We start from the raw sequence: 23739 nt of genomic DNA on the forward strand, positions 1-23739 counted from the left end.
CAAAAGAAAGGAGACTTTCCAGCAGGAATTTTTACTTCGTAAAACCCATCTCGAAACTCGGCCGTTCCGCTTCACGGAACAGGTTCCATCCCGAGCTTTCTCGATGTATTCTTCTGGAAAGGAAACCATACATTCAACTTTATGTTTTCAAATTGACTTCTCTAAAGTTGATTGTGATTATCACTACTACGCCAAAAAACCCCTTGCGGTGTGTAATGTTTCCAAGCCGTTTACACGAAAATCCCGGCGGTTTGTAAAGTATTCTATTCATATTATTCTTGTTTTCTTATCTTATTAAGTATCTAAAAACCGCCAAAATGAAAAATTACCCGTTTCACGCCCCACTCGCTGCGTTCCTTCTTCTGTTAACCACCGTTTTTATTCTCTTAGCGTCTTGTAAGGACGGTACTTCAACTACCGCGGAAACGGATCAAGCCGTTACTAAAATCGATGTACAAGCCGAACTTGATAAGATAGAGGAAATGCGGGATTCCTTTCAAAAGACCGTACGAGAAAAACGCTATGGCGATCTAGGAAGTTTCGTAACCAAGGACCTTATTTCCATAGGGCCGGGGAGTGAAGATTGGAACGCCTATAGAAAACTCAGGGAACAACACGGTAACAAGTTCCGTTATGACAGTATCATCATGAGCCCAAAGGAAACCGTCATCCTATCCGATACCATGGCCTATGATTTTGGGGTTAGCCGAACTTTTTACACGGATAAAACCGGTACCGTTCATGAAATGGGCGATACCTCTCTGGTACTTCTGAAAAAGGTTAACGGAGAATGGAAATTGTACCGGGAATTGGCGTCTTCGCAGGTAGAGTAATCTAAATTTTGTACTTTCAATAAGGTTTGCAACCGTAACCAGAACTATTTGTACATGCCTTTAAGCTTTTAATATTTTGGATAACAACGTTTCTGAATTTATTTCAAAACAAGAAAAATGGTCCCATGAACTTCAATTATTACGGGAAATCGTGCTTTCCTGTGGTCTTGAAGAAACCTTTAAGTGGCGTTCACCCTGCTATACCTTTGAGGGCAAAAATGTAGTTATTCTGGGTGCGTTAAAGGACTTTTGTTGTTTGAGTTTTTTCAAGGGCGTTCTCCTCAAAGATTCCGAGGGTATTTTGAAACAGCAAGGCGAAAACACGCAATCCGGGAGAATAGTTCCGTTTACCGATACTGCCGAAATCCATCGGTTAAAACCCGTTCTAAAAGCCTATGTTTTTGAGGCGATCGAAGTTGAAAAGTCGGGACAAAAGGTCGAATTCAACACCCCCGACGAACTGGAGCATCCCGACGAATTGGAAGTCGCCTTTCAACAGGATGCAGAATTCCAAAATGCCTTTCAAAGCCTCACTCCCGGCAGGCAAAAGGGATATTTGTTGTTTTTTTCGGGCGCAAAGCAATCGGCCACCAGGGCGTCGAGAATCGACAAATACCGTTCGCGCATCTTTGATGGTAAGGGCCTGCACGATTGTATTTGCGGCCATTCCAAAAAAATGCCTTCCTGTGATGGGTCACATAAGTATCTTTGAGAAAAAGTTGTTTCGCTTCTTATTAGATATGCTACATAATCCATTAAATTGTAGGCTTTTGTAGGAACCCGCAGTCTTAGTCGTGAATAAATTAAACTATCTCTTTTTGCTCCTCGCCCTGGTCGCCGAAATTGTGGGCACCATTGGTGGCTTTGGGTCTTCCGTCTTTTTTGTGCCCATGGGCAATTTTTTTTTCGATTTTCATTTTGTGCTGGGGCTCACGGCCCTGTTTCATTTGTTCAGTAACGTTAGTAAAATCGTGCTGTTCAAAAAGGGTTTGGACAAAAAACTGCTGATAAATATTGGGGTTCCATCGGTAGTCTTCGTGATTATTGGAGGTTATTTGACCAAAATAGTGGATAGTTTCATTTTGGAAATTGTGCTCGCCCTGTTCCTGGTTGGTTTGAGCCTTTTGTTTCTGGTCAAAAAGGATTTGGTAATCAATCCGAATAGGAAAAATGCAGTTTCGGGCGGTGTTCTGTCCGGATTTTCGGCCGGGCTATTGGGAACCGGGGGGGCCATCAGAGGGCTTACCATGGCGGCTTTCAATTTGGAAAAAAGCGTCTTTATAGCGACCTCTGCATTTATTGATTTTTTTATCGATTTCACAAGAACCTTTGTCTACTTCAAAAATGGGTACATTCAAAAGGAACATCTCATGTACCTGCCTTTCTTGTTGGTCATTGGGATATCGGGCACGTATTTGGGAAAACGCATTCTTCATTTTATAGAACAGGATAAGTTCAAGACGATTTCCTTGCTCCTTATCTTGTTGATAGGTGTGGTTACCTTGGTGAACGTTTTGGTCAAAACGAACTAATCCTTAAAAACAAAAACACTTTTCTTTTTGTGCCGCTTTGCGGATGGACTATTTTAGGGCAAGCATAACTTTAACCTTGCGCGTATGTCCCAAATAAAACGGATTCCAAGCATCCTTGTTTGCCTTGGTCTTTTATTGTTGTCCGCTTGTAAAAGCGGTTCAAAAACTATATCGGCACCAACGGAAAATTCCAGTTCATCCGTGGAACGGCCCTATGTGGTCCTGGTTTCCCTGGATGGTTTTCGATGGGACTATGTGGAACGTTTCCAACCTCCGTTCTTGCGTACATTCATAAAAAACGGCGTCAAGGCCTCTTCGTTGATTCCATCATTTCCCACGAAGACCTTCCCAAACCATTATACGATAGCCACCGGGATGTACCCCGATAAGCACGGGCTGCTGGGAAATTCCTTCTACAGTCATAAAAAGGACAAAACCTACCGCATTGGCAAACGGGAATTTGTGGAAGACGGGTCGTTTTATAACGGCACACCACTTTGGGTACTGGCGGCAAAATCAGGAATGGTTTCCGCCAGCTATTTTTTTGTGGGTTCGGAAGCCAATATACATGGTATCTGGCCTACGTACTACAAAAAGTACGATGCGTCCATAAAAAACGAGGAGCGAGTATCCCAAGTGCTTGATTGGCTCTCCTTGCCCGATGCCCAACGGCCCCATTTGATCACGATGTATTTTTCCGATATGGACGATGTGGGCCATTCGTTTGGACCCAATGCCGATGCTGAACTGGAACCTGTCTTGATGGCCATGGATTTAAACCTACGCAAGCTTTATGAAGGCATTAAAGCAACGGGTCTGCCCGTGGACCTAATCATTGTGTCCGACCATGGTATGGCTGAAGTGCCCAAAGAGCGATACATTCCAATAGACCCAATTATAAACAATTCCCTATACACGGTGGTGGATAACGGGGCCATTGTCAATCTTCATCTGAAAGACCCCAACAATCTTGAAAATACACTAGCGAATCTGCGCCAGAAAGAAAACCATTTTAAGGTGTACAAAACAACGAAAACCCCGGGGTTTGAATATGTTCCCAAAAATCCCGATTGGGGAGAAATTCAGGTTGTGCCCAATTTTGGCTATTATTTTGCGAAACGGGAAAAAATAGACAACGTCATTTCCAAACCCAAAACGTCCTTTGGAGTACATGGCTACGACCCTGCACATAAGGAAATGCACGGGATATTCTATGCCCAAGGCCCTAGTTTTAAAAGCGGTTTGGAAATCGCTTCTTTTAAGAACATTCATATATACCCCTTGGTATGTAAAATCCTTGGTTTGCCCGTTCCTAAAGATATAGACGGAAACCTAACTGCAGTTCAGGAGGTTCTTAAATAGCTTAAAAATAGGCTAGGCGAGTGCCGAAATCGCCTTGTTTATCCGCTCTAAACTTTCTTCTTTGCCGATCAACGCCATGATATCGAAAATATGCGGGCCTTTCATGTCACCGACCAAAACCAGACGTAATGGGGGCATGACCTTACCAAAAGACAGTTCCTTTTCAGAAATCCATTTTTTCACCTCCAATTCCACATTCTCCGAGGAAAAGTCGGTTATGCCGTCTATAAAACTTGCCAAGTTTTGCATGATTTCTTGGGTATCGTCCTTCCATTGCTTTTTAACCGCTTTTTCATCGTACTTGGTAGGTGCTACGAAAAAGTAATCACCCAATTCCCAAAAATCCGAAACAAACGTGGCGCGATCCTTTATCAGGGAAACTACCTTCTGGACATAATCATTAGATGTTGAGGTGATTTCCTTTTCTTTTAAATGTAACTGAAAGGCTTCGGCCAATGTTGCATCGTCTTTTTGATGCATATACTGCTGATTATACCACTTGGTTTTGTCTGGGTCGAAGCGTGCTCCCGATTTGTGTACCCTTTCCAAGGAGAAGGAATCCACCAATTCTTCCAAAGTAAACAACTCCTGTTCCGTTCCCGGGTTCCAGCCCAGTAAGGCCAAAAAGTTCACCACGGCTTCCGGAAAATAGCCCGCCTCCCTGTATCCCACGGATTCGTTCCAAGATAATGGAAAAACAGGAAAACCTCCCTTTTCACCATCCCTCTTGCTCAATTTGCCCTTTCCAACAGGTTTCATGATCAGAGGCAAATGCGCAAATTGAGGCGCCTGCCAGCCAAAAGCATCATACAATTGTTGGTGCAGCGCCAAAGAGGGCAGCCATTCCTCGCCCCGTATCACATGGCTGATCTCCATGAGATGGTCGTCTACAATATTGGCCAAATGGTAGGTAGGCATCCCATCGCTTTTAAAAAGCACCTTATCGTCAAGGGTGTTTGTGTCGATTTCAATATCACCACGTATGATATCCTTCAAATGTAGTTTCTCATCGGGCGGGGTTAAAAAGCGTATGACGTACTCTTCCCCGGCATCTATTCTTCGTTGTACCTCTTCGGGGGTCATGGAGAGGGAGTTGTCCAGTTTGAGTCGGTTATGCCAATTGTAGATAAAGGTCTTGCCTTTTTTTTCGTGGTCATTTCGGTGAAAATCCAACTTTTCGGCCGTGTCAAAGGCATAATATGCCTTGCCCTTTTCAATGAGGTCCAGAGCGAATTTTTTGTATAAATGTTTCCGTTCGCTCTGCCTGTATGGACCATATTTCCCTAAGGTATTGCCCTTAGCGGTTGGGGAGGACGGTCCCTCGTCAAAGGGAATGCCGCACCAGTTCAGCGAATCTACAATATATTGCTCCGCACCTTCTACGAACCTGTTCTGGTCCGTGTCCTCAATACGGAGGATAAAATCGCCCTTGTGTTTTTTGGCGAACAGGTAATTGAACAAAGCGGTCCTAACCCCGCCTATATGCAAAGGTCCCGTGGGACTTGGCGCAAATCGTACTCTAACTTTCTGTGTCATTTGACAAAGGTATAAAAAGCGATGCTGAAGGGAAAGGGCTCATTTTGATGGTGGAAATAATTTTATGGAGGCTTCCGGTTCTCGATTTAGTATCGTTAAGTCTCGGATTAAGTGCCTTTTAACAAATTTTTTCTGTCCTTAAAAACCAAAAGGGTATATCTTGGTATAAAAATCCTTTGCCATTGCAGTTTTACAATCTCATATTAGGAAAATTAAACGACTTTATTAAAGCCCATTACACCCAAAAATTGATCAAGGGGGTTATCCTCTTTTTTGCTCTTGGGCTGCTGTTTTTTTTAGCGGTAGTAGGTGTTGAGTTTGCCCTGTGGTTGAATTCGACCTGGCGGCTCGCCTTGTTTCTTATCTTTTTGGCCGTAGAGCTTTTCCTTTTATACCGATATATTGGAATTCCTCTGTTCTATCTTTTCAAACTAAAAAAGGGCATCACGCCAAAGGACGCCTCCCTCATGATCGGAAAACATTTCCCGGAAGTTGGCGACAAATTGTACAACCTTTTGGATTTGGCCGATAATACGGAAAAATCAGAACTGTTGCTGGCAAGTATCGAACAGCGCTCTGAACATCTGAAAACGATTCCTTTTAAAAGGGCCATTAACACCAAGGAACCTTTAAAATATGTGAAGTTTGCCTTGTTGCCCTTGATGATTATTGGGCTGTTGTGGATTTCCGGCAATTGGAGTTCCTTTTTTGGAAGTTATTCCCGTGTAGTCAATTACAATATGGCCTATGAACCTCCCGCGCCTTTTAGGTTCGAATTGTTGAATACACAATTACAGGTAATAGAAAGTAAGCCCTTCACCTTCCAAGTGGCAACGGAAGGTTCGCTAAAACCGGATAATGTGTACGTTGTTTTTCAGGATAAGGAAATCTTGCTACAAGAGGAAAATGGAGTATTTCAGTATACCTTGTCACCGCCCATCACATCGGGGCGATTCATGTTCAAAGGTAGTGGGATAGAGTCCAGGGAATATGGGCTGGTTGCCTTGAAGGCGCCCGCCATATCGGATTTTAACATGCGATTGGAGTATCCTGCATATATCAATAAACTTCCAGAGGTCATAAAAAGTACCGGAAACGCCTTAATACCCGAAGGAACCAAAATAACCTGGGAGATAAAAGGCCAGGACACCGAGGAAATTAAACTAGTTGCAAAGGATACGTCTTTGCTGTTTAACAATAACGGGGACGATTTCAGCCTTTCCAAAAGAATCTATGCGAATTGGGACTATCAACTGGCCACATCCAATGCCAACATACGGGAATATGAGACCCTAAATTATTCGTTTCAGGTAATCAAGGATGCGTATCCAACGGTGAAGGTGGAGCAAGTCTTGGACTCCCTTGAACCGAATATTTCCTATTACTCAGGGGAGGCCACGGATGATTATGGACTTAAAAAGATTGAACTGGTCTATTTTGAACAAGGAAGCGAGCAAGATGAGAACATTATTGAGCTGAGCGGACCAAAATCCAATTTTCATCCATTCTACTATACGTTTCCCTCTGGGCTGAAATTGGAAGAAGGCAAAAAATATGCCTTCTATTTTAAGGTTACGGACAATGATGCCATCCATGGTGGAAAATCGGTTAAAAGCACTGTGTTCTCCCAACAAATTTTAGACAATAACCAATTGAAAAACAAAGAGTTGGAGTCTCAACAGTTGCTGATTAACAACTTGGACAAATCCTTGGAAAAGGCTGCCGAGCAACGTGATAACCTTAAGGAAATCAACACTTTACAGAAAGAAAAAAACCGATTGGATTTTAATGACCAACGTCAGGTATCCGATTTTTTAGAAAAACAGGAGCGACAGGAGCAATTGATGGAGAAATTCAGCCGGGAACTAAAGGAAAATCTGGAAAAAGGGGCGAAGGACGACAAATTGAACCAGTTATTGCAAGAGCGTTTGGAGCGGCAGGAAATGGAGGCCAAGAAGAATCAAAAACTTCTGGAAGAACTCAATAAGATTGCCGATAAAATCAACAAAGAGGAACTGACACAACGTTTGGAGGAACTGGGCAAAAAACAGCAAAACTCCGAGCGTAGCCTTGAACAATTGGTGGAGCTGACCAAACGGTATTACGTTACCGAAAAGGCCGCACAGTTGGCAAGCGATCTGGAAAAACTTTCAGAAAAACAGCAAGCGCTTGCCGCAGAAGAAATTGCCACGGAATCCTCAAAACAAGAACAGGAAAAATTGAACGGGGAATTTGATAGAATCGCAAAAGATTTGGATGAACTGAAAAAAGACAATGCGGATCTAAAAAAACCTATGGACCTAAGTATCGACAAGGCGAAGCAGGCGGGAATCCAAGAAAACCAAGATAACGCGTTGGAGGAAATTCAAAACCACGAAGAGTCGAAAGAAAAGTCGGATAACGAAGGCATGGAACAAAGTGCCAATAAAACCAAGCAAAATCAAAAATCGGCCGCACAGAAAATGAAGGAAATGAGTGAAGAGCTCGGACAGTCATCCATGAGTGGGTCTTCCGGCAGTGATTCCGTGGCAGAGGATGCTGAAATGCTGCGTCAGATTTTGGACAACCTCATCATTTTCTCGTTCAAACAGGAAAGTCTCTATGATAAACTGAGCGAACAGGACAGGGAAGATATTTCCCATTATTCCGAAACTGTTCGTAGCCAAAACGAGCTACGCAGTCTTTTTGAACATGTGGATGATAGTTTGTTTGCGCTTTCGTTGCGCCAAGCAGAGCTTTCGGAATTTGTGAACGAGCAAATTACAGAGGTCTATTACAACATTGACAAGTCCTTGGAAAGCGTCGCGGAAGGACAAATATACCAAGGAGTATCCTATCAGAAATACGTGCTTACAGCATCGAACAGTCTCGCTGATTTTTTGGCACATGTGCTTGAAAACATGCAGCAAAGCATGCAAATGGGCCAGGGAAGCGGTCAAAGCCAGGGAGGATTTCAGCTTCCGGACATCATTAAACAACAACAGTCCCTTGGGGAAAAAATGGGGGAGTCTGGTAGCCAGGGTCAATCAGGACAGGAAGGGAATCAACAGGGTAATCAAGGTAAGGAAGGAAACCAAGGAGGAGAACAGGGCATTCAGGGACAAAATGGAGAGCAAGGAGAACAAGGGAATAATGGAAACGAGGGAAGTGGGCAAGGAGAAGGTGGTCAATCCGGGGAGGGTGAAAACGGTACTAATAGGCAAAACCAAGGATTCGGAAATTCTCAAGGCAGCGATGGTTTGAGCGAAAGCGAGCTGCAAGAAATCTATGAAATTTATCAGGAGCAGCAACGCATCAAACAAGAGTTGGAAAGGCAGTTGGAAAACCTCATTAATGAAGGTGATCGCAAATTGGGGGAAAAGCTTATTCGCCAAATGGAAGATTTTCAGAACGACCTCCTTGAAAATGGTATTACGCAACGGACATTAAGCAAGGCCAACACCATACAATACGAATTGTTGAAACTAGAAAACGCTTCTTTAAAACAAGGAAAAAAAACAGAGCGGGAAAGTAACAGCAACAAAAAGGACTTCATCAATCCCATAACCACCAAACCCTCATTACTAGATAATTATCGTAACGAGATAGAAATTTTAAATAGACAAGCCTTACCTTTGCGCCAAAATTTTCAAAACAAGGTAAAAGAGTACTTCAAAGGCAATGATTGAATTTTATTTTGAGACGGAGGTTAAAATTTCCAATACGGAAAAATACAGGAGCTGGGTTTCAAAGATTGTTACGACTGAAGGGTATACTATAGGCGAACTGAATTACATTTTTTGCGACGATAGCTATTTGTTGGAAATCAATCAAAAATATTTACGGCACGACACCCTTACCGATATTATAACCTTTGATTATACCACAGGGAAAACAATGTCGGCAGACATATACATATCCACAGAACGTGTCCGGGAAAATGCTGTAAGCTACCAAGCAACTTTTGAAAACGAACTTTTACGGGTAATGTCCCATGGTATACTTCATTTAGCTGGGTACAAGGACAAGGAAGAGGAGCACAAAAAAGAAATGCGCATAAAAGAAGATGAAAAAATAAAAATGTTCCACGTGGAACAGTAGAAATTATGTTTGGAGAAATTTATGATGTTATTGTAGTAGGAGGAGGCCATGCAGGGGCGGAGGCAACAGCCGCTGCGGCCAATATGGGATCAAAAACACTCTTGGTTACGATGAACCTACAAACAATTGGACAAATGTCCTGCAACCCTGCCATGGGCGGAATTGCCAAAGGACAAATCGTTCGTGAAATAGATGCCTTGGGAGGTTATTCCGGAATTATAACGGATAAATCTGCTATTCAGTTTAAAATGTTGAACAAATCCAAAGGACCGGCCATGTGGAGTCCTCGGGCCCAAAGTGACCGAATGCGATTTGCAGAAGAGTGGCGCCTAGCACTTGAAAGAACACCCAATGTAGATTTTTATCAAGAAATGGTGACGGGGCTTCTTTTGGAAAAAAACAAAGTTATGGGGGTTAAAACATCCCTTGGTATTGAAATAAGGGGAAAATCCGTCATACTTACAAATGGTACTTTTTTAAACGGTTTAATCCATATTGGAGAAAAACAATTTGGAGGTGGAAGGGCCGGAGAAAAGGCTGCAACAGGAATTACCGAACAATTGGTCGATTTGGGATTTGACAGCGGGCGCATGAAGACCGGTACCCCTCCAAGAGTAGATGGAAGGTCCTTGGACTATTCAAAAATGATTCCCCAACCCGGTGACGACAAACCCGAAAAGTTCTCCTATTTAAACACACCTGTATTAAAAAAACAAAGAGACTGTCACATGACCCATACCAGTGCCCTGGTTCACGACTTGCTACGTGAAGGTTTTGATAGATCTCCCATGTTCAATGGTAGGATAAAGAGTATTGGCCCGAGATACTGTCCGTCCATAGAGGATAAGATAAATAGATTTGCCGATAAGGATTCACATCAAATGTTTATAGAGCCTGAAGGATGGGACACTGTTGAAATATATGTAAATGGATTTTCAACCTCATTACCGGAAGATGTACAATTTAAAGCATTACGGTCCGTCAAAGGTTTTGAAAATGTCAAATTTTTCCGTCCAGGTTATGCCATAGAATATGATTATTTTCCACCAACCCAATTAAAGCACACCTTGGAAACAAAATTGATAGAGAACCTTTATTTTGCAGGTCAGATCAATGGCACCACAGGGTATGAGGAAGCTGCCTCGCAAGGGCTAATGGCAGGTATCAATGCACATTTAAAAACAAACGAAAAAGACGCTTTTACACTACAACGCGATGAGGCGTACATAGGGGTGTTGATAGACGACCTTATCACCAAAGGAACGGAAGAACCTTATAGAATGTTCACTTCGCGAGCAGAATACAGGACCTTATTAAGACAAGATAATGCCGATTTAAGACTAACCCCTAAAGGATATGAATTAGGATTGGCAAAAGAGGATAGGTTAAAAAGAATGGAAGAAAAACTAAAGAAATCAGAAGCCTTTGTTAGTTTTTTTAAAAATACCAGTGTACTGCCGGAGCAAATGAATCCAATTCTTGAGGAGGTGAAATCGGCGCCGATAAAACAATCAGATAAAATGTTCAAATTGTTCTCAAGACCAAAAGTCACCATGGAACATATGCTTACACTGGAATCTGTGTCAGAATTTGTTAGTTCTAATAGCTTGGATAATGAGGTACTCGAACAAGCAGAAATTCAAGTTAAGTACTCGGGTTATATTGAAAAGGAAAAAGTAAATGCCGATAAATTAAACCGACTTGAATCTGTAAAAATTCCTGATAATTTTGATTATAAGGAATTGAAATCCTTATCCTTTGAAGCCCGTGAAAAACTATCAGCCATAAAGCCGGTTACTATATCCCAAGCATCCAGAATCAGTGGTGTAACACCGAGTGATATAAGTGTTCTACTAGTTTACCTTGGTAGGTAAAGTCATATTGTTCCACGTGGAACGATCCATCAAATCCTTCAAAAATATATGTCAAGATATCTCACCACAAAGGATTATTTTAACACCCAGGAGGAATTTCATCTAGAATACATATCCGAACTTGATATGCTAAAAACATATCCAGTACCTAAAAATCTAGATAATTATTACGACCATCCCGACTATATTTCGCATACAGACCAAAAGAAAACACTTATAGATAAAATCTATCAATTAATTAAAAATTATAGCTTAGATAAAAAAGTCAAACTAATCAAAAAACTAAGAACTACTGAAAAAACAATTCTAGATATTGGAGCAGGTACAGGCGACTTTTTAAAATACGCCCAAAAAGATGGTTGGCAAATCCACGGGGTAGAACCAAACCATCAAGCAAGAATAAAAGCACTCACAAAAGAAATAACCCTAAAGGAATCACTAGCGGATATACCAGAGGACAAATTTGATGTTATCACATTATGGCATGTACTTGAACACATTCCAGATTTGGAAAGCGAAATAAAAAATATTCAAAATAAACTAAAACTGAACGGATACTTAGTTATAGCGGTACCAAATTACAAATCCTATGACGCCAAACACTACAAACAATTCTGGGCTGCTTACGACACCCCAAGACATTTATGGCACTTCTCCAAGGAATCAATAAAAAGACTTTTTAAACCATACAAACTGAAACTAGTTCAAACGAAACCAATGCTTTTCGATTCCTTTTATGTATCCCTACTTTCCGAAAAGTATAAAAGCAGTAAGAATAATTATTTAATGGCTTTTTTGATAGGATTGGTATCAAACCTCAAAGGCATACTCAGCAAAGAATATTCTTCCCATATATATATTCTTAAAAAGCTAAATAACTAAATAGGTAATCGCACAATAAGAAATAAAAGTAAATAAGGTTATACCATACCCTTATAATAAAAAAGGTCTTAAAATAGCTTAAAATGTGGTGAGTTAAATAACATAAACCAATAAAAAGTAAAATTTACATAAGAAATAACTATACTCTATATATTAACTAAGCTTTCTTACTTTTGCCACAAATTAATAAAAACAAAAATGAAAAAATTAATCCTTGGAATAACACTACTTACTATTCTTTCCTGTAAACAAGAAAAAATTGCGTTTGTAGACAACGTAAAACTTATGAATGAATATCAAGAAAAAATTGATATAGAAACAAAATACAAAGAAAAAGCAGAAGCTCTTGGTAAAAAGCGTGATAGTATATCCCAAAAATTTCAAGCAGAGGCTACCGAATTTCAGACAAGAGCCCAAAGCATGTCACAAAACGCAGCACAACAAGAATATGCCCAATTCCAACAAAGAGGTCAACAAATGGGACAACAACTCCAAATGGAAGACCAACAATTACAAATCCAGGGACAAACAGAAATGGATAGCGTTGTTTCCAAAGTAAAAAAGGAAATACAGGCATATGGCAAAGCAAATGGTTACAGCTATATATTAGGAGGTGGAGAAGGGGGTAGTGTGCTCTATGGAAAAGAAACCCATGACATCACGACTGAAATCATAACCATCCTAAATAACAAGTATAAAAAATAACATATTAAAGAATCAATCTAAAAGGCCACAAATTGTGGCCTTTTTTAATAACTTATGTTTTCTATCCTTGATTCTATATTAAATCTATCGTTTGGAAGGAAACCCTTAACTATCAATACGATTCCGCAAACGATAAGTATAATTCCAATACCCTTCTTTATCAAGCGAATACGCGTACCCGTTAATTTCTTCTTTAACTGCTTGGCCAACAAAATTTTAAACAAATCCGTAATGAAATAGGAAAGTATCATTGTGGTAAAAAATACTCTAATTCGGGAAGGCTCATTATCCAGGCTAGGTCCCACAATGATTATAACTCCCAACCAAAATACAAGTACACCAATATTTATAAAATTTAATAGAAAGCCTTTCACAATGAGACCTAGATAGTCACTTCGCTTAGATTTTATTGGGATTTTCGAACTATTCCTTGAACCGTGTTTAAAAAAAATAGTTATCCCATATACCAAAAGGATAACACCGCCAAAAACATAAAGACCTGGTTGATTACTTAGATTCTCAAGCAACTGGTAACTACTGAAATAAGCTATGGTAATGAATAAAATGTCCGCGATTATTACTCCCAAATCGAATACCAAAGCAGCACGAAAACCCTTAATGGCACTTGTTTCAAGCAGTACAAAGAATACAGGTCCTATCATAAAGCTTAAAATAAAGCCCAATGGAATAGCTGCCTGTATATCTTCCCACATATAAATACTACATCCTTTTTATACTTCCGCCAAAAACAGTTTTCTCCTCCAATTTGGGTGGATTCCCATATACGAGTACTTCGCCGCCCGCCTTCACAGCAGCCTTCACATACTCGCTAGCATAAATTTCCGCTCTGGAACCCGCATTCACATTAACCGTAGAGAATTTGGTCTTAAGAGATTTACCCTCGTAAACGCCTCCTGTATTAATTTGAACGTCCTGTAAATTTGCAACTCCAGTAGCTTTGACAATACCGCCTGAAACGGATTTTATCAAAAGCTGCTCCACCTCTGTTGAAACATTAACCTCTCCTCCTTCTTGGGACTTCAATTCCAAAACATCCTGAACAATCGTACCCTCTGAAATAATCCTAGCATCCTCGTTGACATCGATGACCATAATATCTTCTGTGTAATACAAATCGACAAAAGTCTTATAACCACTAAAGAACTTGGTAATCTGCATGCGAATCTTCAGAATACCATCATTATTTACAATAGCTACTTTATCCGTATTCTCACCTGAAATAACGGCCTTGTTTTCAGAAGACCGAATAAGCTTAATAGAAATCCCGTCAAAACCCTTCACCTCGGCGAACTTACCCAGGCCAACAGATACCTTGCTATCCTGTGCCCCTAAGGCGTTACCCAGAAAAATACTTAAGATTAAAACTAACTGCTTCATTTTTAAGGTTTCATACCCGATAAACGGAAATTGATTTTAAGCAATTCCATGAAACAAAATTCATTCCAAAAAGCTATCCATTCTTCCCTAATAAAGAAAAATCCAAGTGTCTCTTAATCAAATCGGTACTCTTTACCATAACCACGACCTCGTCTCCCAATTGATACATTTTCTTGGTCCGTTCTCCAATTATGGCATATTGCTTCTCATCAAAGATATAATAATCTCCTTTTATGTCCCTGATGCGCACCATACCTTCACATTTGTTCTCGATAATCTCCACATAAATTCCCCACTCCGTCACACCACTGATGACACCTAAAAATTCTTGGTCCTTATGGTCTTCCATGAACTTGATCTGCATGTACTTTATGGAATCCCTTTCTGCATTGGCCGCCAGTGCCTCCATATCGGAAGAATGTTTACACTTCTGTTCATATATATCAGCCTTAACCGTATTCCCTCCATCCAAATAATGCTGCAATAAGCGGTGCACCATAACATCCGGATATCTTCTGATAGGTGAGGTAAAATGGGTATAATAATCAAAGGCCAATCCGTAATGTCCTAAATTATCAACCGTATAAACCGCTTTACTCATGCTACGAATAGCAAGTGTATCGACTAAATTCTGCTCCTTTTGACCTTTTACATCTTCCAATAATTGGTTCAACGAAGCACTAATGGATTTCTTATCCTTAAAATTTAGCTTATGACCAAACCTGGAGATAATACCGTTCAACGCGATCAGCTTGTCCTCATCCGGGTCATCATGTACCCTATACACAAATGTTTTCTTGGGTTTCTGTTTTCCAATGAACTCCGCTACCTTTCTATTTGCCAATAACATAAATTCCTCAATGAGTTTATTGGCATCCTTGGCTTCCTTAAAATATACCCCAATAGGTTCATTATTTTCATTCAAATTAAAGCGAACCTCTACCTTATCAAAAGAAATGGCCCCTTGTTTCATGCGCTTCTTTCGCATGATCTTTGCCAGTTTGTCCATGGTCAACGTAGCCTCAACCACATCCTCACCAACCTGATAGGCCTTACCACGAATTGACACATGTTCTGGAATGTGTCCTGAACCGCTTTCAATAATATGTTGGGCTTCCTCGTACGCAAAACGTTCGTTCGAATTGATTACGGTACGGCCAAACCATTGATTTTTGATAACAGCAGTATTATCCAATTCAAAAATTGCAGAAAACGTATATTTTTCCTCATTGGGACGCAACGAACAGGCATTATTAGAGAGCACCTCAGGCAACATAGGCACCACTCGATCCACCAAGTAGACCGAAGTGGCCCTATCATATGCCTCATCATCAAGAATAGTATCCACCTCCAGGTAATGAGAAACATCGGCTATATGAATCCCAATTTCATAGTTCCCGTTTTCCAAAACGGTAAAAGAAAGTGCGTCATCAAAATCTTTGGCATCCTTAGGGTCTATCGTAAAGGTCAATACGTCTCGCATATCCCTTCGTTTGGCAATCTCCTCTTTTTTGATGGTAGTATCCAGTCCATCGGCAAAACATTGTACTTCGACAGGAAATTCATAAGGTAGCCCATACTCCGCCAGAATTGAATGTATCTCCGTATTGTGCTCCCCGGGAATCCCTAAAACTTCGGTAATCTTTCCGTAGGGGGAATCCACACCGTCCGGCCAATCCAAAAGTTCCACAATTACCTTCTCCCCATCCTTGGCTCCATTAAGATTTTCTTTTGTAATAAAAATATCGGTATACATTCTAAAATCCGAAGGACGGACAAAAGCAAAGGTTTTTTGCATATCCACAACACCTACAAAGGTGCTTTTATAACGCTCCAAAACTCTTACAATCTCACCTTCCAGTTTTTTATTTTTTTTCCTTGGATAGATATACACTTCCACTACATCTTTATGAAAGGCCTTATTCAATTTATTAAAAGGAACAAAAACATCATCGTCCATCCCTTCCACAACAATATAGGCGTTCCCTCGTCCGGTTACATCCACGGTGCCGGTATGATAGGTCTTGACATCTTCCAATACCTGATAACTACCCCTGGAAACTTCACGAATGCGTTTTTTTTCCTTCAGTTGAGCCAATCTTTGAATCAATGTATTCCTATCATGGGCATCGGTAATACCTATTTTTGCGGCAATTTGTTTGTAGTTGAAACTTTTGCTTGGTTCCTTCTCCAAAACAGTAAAAATCCCTTTGGTAATTTCGTTCTTCCTGTGATTTCTACTCTTCTTATTTTTTTTCGACATTAAAGTTTCTGTTTGTTGGAAAATTACGAATTATAATCCACTAGCACGTGTTATATCACAATCATAGTTGTTATCAACATTAAGTATATAATTATCTTTTTTCTTTAGTCTTTTAAATATAAAATGATGATTATGATAGGGTGTTAATAAGGGGTAAAACTATTTTTAAAAATACTTGACTTTATTAGATACGAATAGTTATTGACATATAATGAGTACTCAAGAAATCTAAAAATCAGGCTATTAAAAAAGTTATTAAAATGAGTTCATAACCCATTTCAACATTCATTTTTTGATAAGTTAATGTAAATTTAATGTTAATTACAAGACCGATAGTTTTGAAAAACGGGGAATACTTTCTAATAGTTTTTTTCGCGTTTTCTTAGGAATGATTGTATTGTGCATTATTAAAATTCCATACAAATTTTAATTTGCTTTTTTTTCAACAACTTATGAGTGTCTAAATTGTGAAATGTACACACGAATGAACACCCTTCTGACAATTTTTGAAAATCTATGTTGTAAACGGATCATTTTTTGTGGTCACCATGTGGAAGTTGTACCTTTAGAAGCGTTTTAACGTTCCCCCAACGCTTAAAAACATATAATACTTACAAGCGAAACCCTCATCCAGGGATTTTTTATGGTAAGTTAAATACATCTACCAAGGTAAATTTTTAAAAATCAAGCTATTAACCTAATTATAAACACATGAAAATAGCTATAGGAAACGACCATGCAGGTACCGATTATAAACTTGCCGTCATAGGTCTACTGCGTTCAATGGATATTGAAGTCGTCAATTTTGGAACCGATGGTTCCGATAGCGTAGATTATCCAGATTTCGTACATCCGGTCGCCCAGGAGGTGGAAGATGGCAACGTGGATTATGGAATTATTATCTGCGGTAGTGGCAACGGGGCTTCCATGACCGCGAACAAACATCAAAAGGTCAGGGCCGCGTTGTGCTGGAACAAGGAAATTGTGGAATTGGCCAGGGAACACAATAATGCGAACATCTTAAGCCTACCGGCACGGTATATAGCCTTACAACAAGCCTTGGAAATGGTGGAAGTTTTTCTAAAAACGCCTTTCGCCGGTGGTCGTCACGAACGAAGGATCGAAAAGATTCCTTGTATTTAGTAGCTTACTTGTATGGGCCACGGTCACCATCATCACGCACACGGACATTCCCATCCAAAGGTGGAAGGCAGGAACCTCATAATTTCAATTTTACTGAATATTCTCATTACCGCTTCACAAGTGGTAGGGGGGATCATATCTGGAAGTCTTGCTTTATTATCCGATGCGCTGCACAACTTTAGTGATGTCTTATCGCTCATCGTTAGTTATATAGCGAACGTTCTTTCCAAAAGAAAGGCATCGACCACGAAGACATTTGGTTATAAAAGGGCAGAAATCATTGCCGCTTTTGTCAATTCCGCCACATTGATCGTTGTTGCGGTTCTGTTGATAAAGGAAGCTATCGAGCGATTTATACATCCGGAAGAAGTGGAATCCAGTCTGGTCATTTGGCTGTCTTTGTTGGGTATCGCCGCCAATGGTTTCAGTGTGCTGCTCATAAAAAAGGATTCGGATAAAAATATGAACATGAAATCCGCCTATTTGCATTTGCTTACGGATATGTTGGCTTCCGTAGCCGTGTTGATAGGTGGTCTGTTGATGAAGTTCTACGAAATCTATTGGGTGGACCCATTGTTGACATTTATCATCGCTGTGTATCTCATATTTATGGGCTTTGACCTTTTAAAGGATTCTACCCGGGTATTGATGCTGTTCACGCCCAACACCATACAGGTACAGCATATCGTTGATACCATATTGAAAATTAAACCTGTAAAAAACGTGCACCACGTGCATATATGGCAGTTGAACGAAGATGAAGTGCATTTGGAAGCGCATATCGATTTTTTGGAGGATATAAAATTATCGGAGTTCGACACGATTCTTGAGGAGATAGAGGAAGAACTCTACCATACCCACGGCATCAACCATATCAACATCCAACCGGAATTTGGTAAATGCGATTCCAAACATGTGATTGTTCAGGATTGACTCGATAATTTGGGATATTGGCATTGTCAATGTGTTTAATTATCCTTGACTTACTTAAATCAGCTATTTTTAAGAATTTAAAGAGTAATTTTCTGATTTTTATAGGTTTGTACAATGGTTTACTATAAACTTTCTTTTTAATGAAAATCTATAAATCCAAAATTAGCTGGGGGCTTTTAGCTGTTCCGATGCTCCTTTTTCTAGGTATTATAGTATCCATGATCGTGAAGGGCGAAGATACGTCCGGCATACTGACGACTTCCGGTATCTTTCTCGCTGTATGCCTGTTTATTTCGTATCTGCTGCTGCATACGGAATATGCCATTGATGCCGATATATTGTATGTAAAAAGCGGTTTCGTGTATAGAAAGCACCTGGATATTTCAAGAATAACATCTGTAAAAAAGACAAAAAACATTTTTTCCGCCCCTGCGGCATCTTTGGATAGAATACAACTTACCTATGATAAATTTGGAGTTTTAGTGCTATCTCCCAAGGAAAAGGAAAATTTCGTAAAAGATTTGGTGGTAATAAATCCCACTATAAAAGACTACGTAAACCCATGAACACATCCATAAAAAGATTCAACGAATTGGATACGTCTGAACTCTATGCAATATTACAGCTGCGCAGTGAGGTATTTGTGGTTGAACAAAGCTGTGTATACCAGGATTTGGACGGTAAGGATGCAAAGGCCCTACACGTTATTGGAAAAAAGGCTGGAGAAATCGTTGCCTACACCCGTGTGTTCGCACCGGGCGATTACTTTGCCGAGGCCAGTATTGGTAGGGTAGTGGTCAAACAAAGTCAACGGAAATATGGGTATGGCAAGGTGATAATGGAAGCATCCATAAAGGCGGTTGAGGAAGAATTGGGCACAAAAACCATTCGAATTTCTGCACAGACCTACTTGTTGAAATTTTACAATTCATTGGGCTTTAAAGCGGAAGGACCCGAGTATTTGGAAGATGGCATTCCGCATGTTTCTATGGTGCGGGGAAAATAAAAAGCTTCAATAAGGGGTTTGTTAATTTTAATTTTGTACGCAATTGGAACATAGACTGTTTGATTTATATTCATTCGTTGGCATTTAAAAAAAAGTGAAAATCATTTCATGGAATTGTAATGGCGCATTTAGAAAGAAATTTGATATTATTTCAAGTTTAGATGCGGATATTTATGTTATCCAAGAATGTGAAGATCCTAGTAGAACACGTGACAGAAGATATATAGATTGGAGTAATAACCACTTATGGATAGGGGATTCTAAAAACAAAGGTCTTGGCATTTTCGCTAAATCAGATATTAAACTAGAACAACTTGTTTGGTCTAATAATTTTAGAGACCATTCTGTAAAGTATTTTTTACCTTGTTTAGTGGATAATAAATTCCAACTATTGGGTGTCTGGACACATCGCAATAACTCACCAAATTTTGGCTATATGGGTCAATTTTGGAAATATCTGGAAACAAATTTTAAATATTTCGAGAATCCAATAATAGCTGGAGATTTTAATAGCAATGCTATTTGGGATCAATGGGATAGATGGTGGAATCATTCAGATGTAGTTCAAATACTAAAGCAGAAGCAAATTGAAAGTATATATCATATTATTTCTGGTGAAGAACAAGGATGTGAAACTACACCAACATTTTGGCTTCAAAAAAATGCAGCAAAGCCATATCATATTGACTATGTCTTTTTAAGTAAGGAATTTCAAAAACCAAAATCATTTAAAATTGGGGAACGATCTAACTGGATTGAATTCAGCGATCATGTTCCACTAATACTTGAATTATAATGGGTAAAAAGTTAACTGTATACATGATTGATGGCACTGCCTATGGACCTAGATTGAGCGAAATTGGGAATTGGGTTGGAAAAGCTATTTATAGTCCGCGATCATCTGTAAATAAAATTATGGACAGAACAGAGTTTGAAAACCCGGGGGTTTACTGTCTAAAGGGAGACCCGACAGACGAGGCCTTTGACGAGAAAATTTACATTGGAGAAGCAGAAAACATCAAAGTAAGACTAAAGCAACACTTAAGCGATCCAAACAAAGACTTTAAGGAGTTTATATTTTTTGTCAGTAAGGACGAATTATTAACAAAAACGCAAATTAGATATTTAGAGTCAAGATTAGTTCAACTTGCTATAGAAGCGAGGACCGCCCAGATAGACAACGGAAATTCGCCAAGTTTGCCAACTCTACACGAAGCGGATATTTCAGATATGGAGTATTTCTTGGAACAAATAAAGCTCATCCTACCTGTCATGGGCTTCAATTTTTTGATTTCGTCGACTGTAACAACAAAAGACTTGCAACTTAATCGACATAAGTCAGAAATCCACGAGACATACTTTATTAAGACAAGGACTTTTAGTGCGAAAATGATGGAAACAGACCAAGGATATATTGTTACTAAAGGAAGTGAAGCAAAGAAATCGCTATCAAACTCTTGTACTGAGACTTATCGAAATATGCGAAGGAAGCTACTTGAGACAAAAATCATGGTTGAAGATGGGGATAAATTAATCTTCGCCGAAGACGCAGTTTTTAACAGTCCAAGTGCGGCATCTAATATGATTTTAGGCCGCAACTCAAATGGTTTTTCAGAATGGGTAAATAAAGATGGATTGACATTTAAGGAAGTGCAAGAAAAAATAAACAGCTAATATTAACCTTGCTATGGTAGCCGTCGCAAGAATCCTTTCTTGTGGTAAAATAGATACTTCGCTTCACTCAGTATGACAAAATACAAAGACAGCCAAAAAAACTATTCTTGTTGAAAACCAAGCTTTTGAATTGAAAGATTGGAATAGAACGGAAAACAAAAAGGCACGCAAACGCATGCCAATATTTTCTAAGTACCGTATTTTGATAATTAAATCTTGATCGGTTCTTTATTACTTAGGTTGATATCCTCCAACATGGTGTCCGTAAACTTATAATGTCCACGGGTAGTAATGATTCTAAATCGGTTGGACTTCATCCTGCTCAAGGTATCCAGGAACAACCATTTGGTTTTTAACAGACGGGGCTTTTCGGATTTTAGGCTGATATCGAAAAAGTACTTTCGCCCGTTTTTAACGGCAACGATGTCCGGGGTAATTTTTTCGTCGGCTCCCTTTCTACTGTAGGATTTAGGTTTTTCGTAGCCTTCCAGATCTGCCTTGATATTCTCGAAGCCCGTAGCTTCCAAATGATGTATCGATTTTTCTAAAAATTCCGTGTTTTCTGACTTGTCTAATTTTATCATACCCTATAAAATAACAAAAAACAGGAGAAATCCAAGAATTAAACCCTGATTAACAGGTTTTTAACTTAATCACACCAATACTTTGGCAATTCTATTGGTTACTAGGAAATCCAATTTTAAGACCAGATTGAAGGGTTGCTCCGCCTTGTTGTTTTTGGAATGGTACAAATAACCGGCCGTTCTTGGGTCTAATTCCTGTATCTCCATCTTTCCATGAGGGACCATACCCTTTTGATAATAATCCAACAATGAATTTCTTGTCACACCCATTGCCTCCAAAAAGGACACCAATTTGCTCCGGTTTACTAAAGTGACCTTGCACGAAGTGTACTTGTTGGCCTCGTCTTCATAGATGGCGGTTACCAAAGCATAGAAATCGGTTTTTTTGGCCGAATCAAAAAGCCACCCCTCCTTAAGCACACCTTTTTTAAGGTAATGGAGTTCAAAGGCAAAAGTGGGCAGGTCCTCGTTGATATAATCCAATTGGGCCTTTTCATCTACCAGAAAAGCCTCTTGGGTTGTTCTATGTTTAAAGATTACATCAACGCCCCGAAGTTGTTCCTGTAGGCTTTGGACCCGTTCAAAATCGTAGTGCCTCAACCCTTTTGAATAATAGGTGTCCAGCAATTCCGAGAGTCTTTTTTCCTTTCCAAGGTCCGATGTAAAAGTACTCTTCAAAACAGGGAATTACGGATTGATTTTTTTGAAAAGGACTTCTCCTATTTTTGAGATGATACCAACTACCAAGGCGTTCCCCATAAAGAAGGCCCTTTTGGTATCGCTAATACCCTTCAATTGGGTATGATCGTCCGGGAACATGTTCAAGCGTTCCAATTCCATGGGCGTCAAACGGCGCAGGCCTTTGGAGGTTTGAACCACATGTTTAAATCGCGACGGACTTTTTCCGCCCTCCCCGGTAATGATCGTTCTCGAGGCATTGTCCAAGGCATCGGGGAACACCATGGCACCCTCACTATAATTGTAATTGAATCCGTTTTTAGCGGTGCGCACCTCCTTTTTAGCCCCTTTTAAATACTCCCATTTTGCCACATCTTGTTCATCAATGAAATATTCCCTTGGAACAGCGTCTTTTTGAAGCACATCCCCAAGGACCATTTTTACATCATCATAATCGGCCTTGGTCTTTAAGGTGGTGACTTTTCCTTCCACAAAGACCCCTGTATTTTCAAAAGGCGACAGTTTTTGGCCCTTGTTAAAGTTTTCGGACAGCGAGACCAAATCACCTTCAATCAAAAACTCTTGGGACTTGGCCGAGTCCACGTGGGCGGGAAAGGCATCGGCCAAAACACCTTCCTGAAGCATCCATGTTTCGGCACCCGATTTTTTCAGTTTTTTATACATCTCCGTGCTTTTGTGATAGCCCAGAAAAAAAATACGCCTACGCCGCTGGGGCATCCCATAATCCGCCGCATTGATAACACGCCATTCCACGGCATAGTCCAGTTCTTCCAAACTCTTGAGCATGATGGCAAAATCCCGACCTCGTTGGTTGGAAGGAGATTTTAGCAAGCGGTCCACATTTTCTAAAAAAAGGTATTTGGGCGGGCGTTTTTTTTCGGATAAAATCCTGTGGATGCTCCACCATAACACCCCTTTTTTTCCGATCAATCCCTTGGAATTTTGTAGGGTAGTGGCCACCGAATAGTCTTGGCAAGGGAACCCCCCTACTAACACATCGGCATCCCGAATGGCATCCGTTGGCACTTCGGAAATATCCGAATTCACATGGTTTTCAGACCCAAATCTAGCTTCGTACACCAAGGAGGCATGCTGGGTCTTGGTGCTGGGTTCCCACTGATTGCTCCAAACCACTTCAAAATTTCCGGTTTGCTCCAATCCCAGACGAAATCCACCTACTCCGGCAAAAAGTTCTATTACACGTAATTTGTTCACACCGTTACTTTTAACCCAAC

The 23739-nt window shown here is 40.1% G+C and carries 22 protein-coding genes; 15 read left to right on the forward strand and 7 right to left on the reverse strand.

Features of this window, described 5'->3' with window-relative positions:
• The first annotated feature begins 317 nt into the window (after positions 1-317).
• The 4 genes from F0361_RS06620 (at position 318) to F0361_RS06635 (ending at position 3727) form a co-directional block, all read left to right on the forward strand.
• Positions 318-833, forward strand: a complete 516-nt coding sequence (locus F0361_RS06620; protein WP_154917732.1) for a Cif family virulence factor — start codon at positions 318-320, stop codon at positions 831-833.
• Between the two features lie 76 nt (positions 834-909).
• Positions 910-1545: a DUF1801 domain-containing protein gene (locus F0361_RS06625; RefSeq protein WP_154917733.1), complete on the forward strand. Its 636-nt coding sequence runs from the start codon at positions 910-912 to the stop codon at positions 1543-1545.
• Positions 1546-1627: 82 nt separating this feature from the next.
• Positions 1628-2365 carry a sulfite exporter TauE/SafE family protein gene (locus tag F0361_RS06630; RefSeq protein WP_170257977.1) on the forward strand — a complete coding sequence of 246 codons (738 nt, stop codon included), beginning with the start codon at positions 1628-1630 and terminating at the stop codon, positions 2363-2365.
• An 84-nt stretch (positions 2366-2449) separates the two neighbouring features.
• Positions 2450-3727: an alkaline phosphatase family protein gene (locus tag F0361_RS06635; protein WP_154917734.1), complete on the forward strand. Its 1278-nt coding sequence runs from the start codon at positions 2450-2452 to the stop codon at positions 3725-3727.
• A gap of 12 nt (positions 3728-3739) precedes the next feature.
• On the opposite strand, the gene gltX is transcribed toward F0361_RS06635, so the two are convergent.
• On the reverse strand, positions 3740-5263 hold the full coding sequence (gene gltX, locus F0361_RS06640; RefSeq protein ID WP_154917735.1) for a glutamate--tRNA ligase: 1524 nt from the start codon (positions 5261-5263) through the stop codon (positions 3740-3742).
• A gap of 182 nt (positions 5264-5445) precedes the next feature.
• Here gltX and F0361_RS06645 point away from each other — a divergent pair, with 182 nt between their 5' ends.
• The 5 genes from F0361_RS06645 (at position 5446) to F0361_RS06665 (ending at position 12804) form a co-directional block, all read left to right on the forward strand.
• Positions 5446-8931, forward strand: coding sequence for a DUF4175 family protein (locus tag F0361_RS06645; RefSeq protein WP_154917736.1), 3486 nt, complete (start codon positions 5446-5448; stop codon positions 8929-8931).
• Positions 8924-9343: an rRNA maturation RNase YbeY gene (gene ybeY / locus F0361_RS06650; protein WP_154917737.1), complete on the forward strand. Its 420-nt coding sequence runs from the start codon at positions 8924-8926 to the stop codon at positions 9341-9343. Before F0361_RS06645 ends, ybeY begins: the two co-directional genes overlap by 8 nt.
• 5 nt (positions 9344-9348) lie before the next feature.
• The gene (mnmG, locus tag F0361_RS06655; protein ID WP_154917738.1) at positions 9349-11217 is read left to right on the forward strand and encodes a tRNA uridine-5-carboxymethylaminomethyl(34) synthesis enzyme MnmG; all 1869 of its coding nucleotides are present in this window, start codon (positions 9349-9351) and stop codon (positions 11215-11217) included.
• A 48-nt stretch (positions 11218-11265) separates the two neighbouring features.
• Positions 11266-12099, forward strand: coding sequence for a class I SAM-dependent methyltransferase (locus tag F0361_RS06660; RefSeq protein ID WP_154917739.1), 834 nt, complete (start codon positions 11266-11268; stop codon positions 12097-12099).
• Positions 12100-12297: 198 nt separating this feature from the next.
• A complete protein-coding gene (locus F0361_RS06665; protein ID WP_154917740.1) occupies positions 12298-12804 on the forward strand; it encodes an OmpH family outer membrane protein in 507 nt (168 codons plus the stop codon).
• A gap of 44 nt (positions 12805-12848) precedes the next feature.
• Here the strand turns inward: F0361_RS06665 and F0361_RS06670 are convergent, their stop codons facing one another.
• The 3 genes from F0361_RS06670 to rnr all read right to left on the reverse strand — a co-directional run bounded on the left by F0361_RS06670 (position 12849) and on the right by rnr (position 16465).
• Positions 12849-13517, reverse strand: coding sequence for a LysE family translocator (locus F0361_RS06670; protein WP_154917741.1), 669 nt, complete (start codon positions 13515-13517; stop codon positions 12849-12851).
• 7 nt (positions 13518-13524) lie between these two features.
• Positions 13525-14202 carry a head GIN domain-containing protein gene (locus F0361_RS06675; protein ID WP_154917742.1) on the reverse strand — a complete coding sequence of 226 codons (678 nt, stop codon included), beginning with the start codon at positions 14200-14202 and terminating at the stop codon, positions 13525-13527.
• A gap of 73 nt (positions 14203-14275) precedes the next feature.
• Entirely contained in the window at positions 14276-16465 is a 2190-nt protein-coding gene (rnr, locus tag F0361_RS06680; protein WP_154917743.1) for a ribonuclease R, read from the reverse strand.
• Between the two features lie 711 nt (positions 16466-17176).
• Here rnr and rpiB point away from each other — a divergent pair.
• From rpiB to F0361_RS06710, 6 genes are all read left to right on the forward strand, one after another.
• The gene (gene rpiB, locus F0361_RS06685; protein WP_154917744.1) at positions 17177-17608 is read left to right on the forward strand and encodes a ribose 5-phosphate isomerase B; all 432 of its coding nucleotides are present in this window, start codon (positions 17177-17179) and stop codon (positions 17606-17608) included.
• 12 nt (positions 17609-17620) lie between these two features.
• Positions 17621-18541: a cation diffusion facilitator family transporter gene (locus F0361_RS06690; protein WP_154917745.1), complete on the forward strand. Its 921-nt coding sequence runs from the start codon at positions 17621-17623 to the stop codon at positions 18539-18541.
• Positions 18542-18681: 140 nt separating this feature from the next.
• Positions 18682-19107, forward strand: a complete 426-nt coding sequence (locus tag F0361_RS06695; RefSeq protein ID WP_138256671.1) for a PH domain-containing protein — start codon at positions 18682-18684, stop codon at positions 19105-19107.
• Positions 19104-19547: a GNAT family N-acetyltransferase gene (locus F0361_RS06700; RefSeq protein WP_154917746.1), complete on the forward strand. Its 444-nt coding sequence runs from the start codon at positions 19104-19106 to the stop codon at positions 19545-19547. The genes F0361_RS06695 and F0361_RS06700 overlap by 4 nt, the downstream gene beginning before the upstream one ends.
• A gap of 94 nt (positions 19548-19641) precedes the next feature.
• A complete protein-coding gene (locus F0361_RS06705) occupies positions 19642-20343 on the forward strand; it encodes an endonuclease/exonuclease/phosphatase family protein (protein ID WP_154917747.1) in 702 nt (233 codons plus the stop codon).
• Positions 20343-21221 carry a GIY-YIG nuclease family protein gene (locus tag F0361_RS06710; RefSeq protein WP_154917748.1) on the forward strand — a complete coding sequence of 293 codons (879 nt, stop codon included), beginning with the start codon at positions 20343-20345 and terminating at the stop codon, positions 21219-21221. Before F0361_RS06705 ends, F0361_RS06710 begins: the two co-directional genes overlap by 1 nt.
• A gap of 209 nt (positions 21222-21430) precedes the next feature.
• Here F0361_RS06710 and F0361_RS06715 read toward each other — a convergent pair whose 3' ends face one another.
• The 3 genes from F0361_RS06715 to dcm form a co-directional block, all read right to left on the reverse strand.
• Positions 21431-21805: a hypothetical protein gene (locus tag F0361_RS06715; protein WP_154917749.1), complete on the reverse strand. Its 375-nt coding sequence runs from the start codon at positions 21803-21805 to the stop codon at positions 21431-21433.
• A 69-nt stretch (positions 21806-21874) separates the two neighbouring features.
• A complete protein-coding gene (locus tag F0361_RS06720) occupies positions 21875-22483 on the reverse strand; it encodes a hypothetical protein (RefSeq protein ID WP_154917750.1) in 609 nt (202 codons plus the stop codon).
• Between the two features lie 9 nt (positions 22484-22492).
• Entirely contained in the window at positions 22493-23719 is a 1227-nt protein-coding gene (gene dcm, locus F0361_RS06725) for a DNA (cytosine-5-)-methyltransferase (protein ID WP_154917751.1), read from the reverse strand.
• Positions 23720-23739 lie beyond the last annotated feature (20 nt).

The organism is Maribacter flavus, from assembly GCF_008386635.1.
In the GTDB taxonomy this organism is placed as follows: Bacteria; Bacteroidota; Bacteroidia; order Flavobacteriales; family Flavobacteriaceae; genus Maribacter; species Maribacter flavus.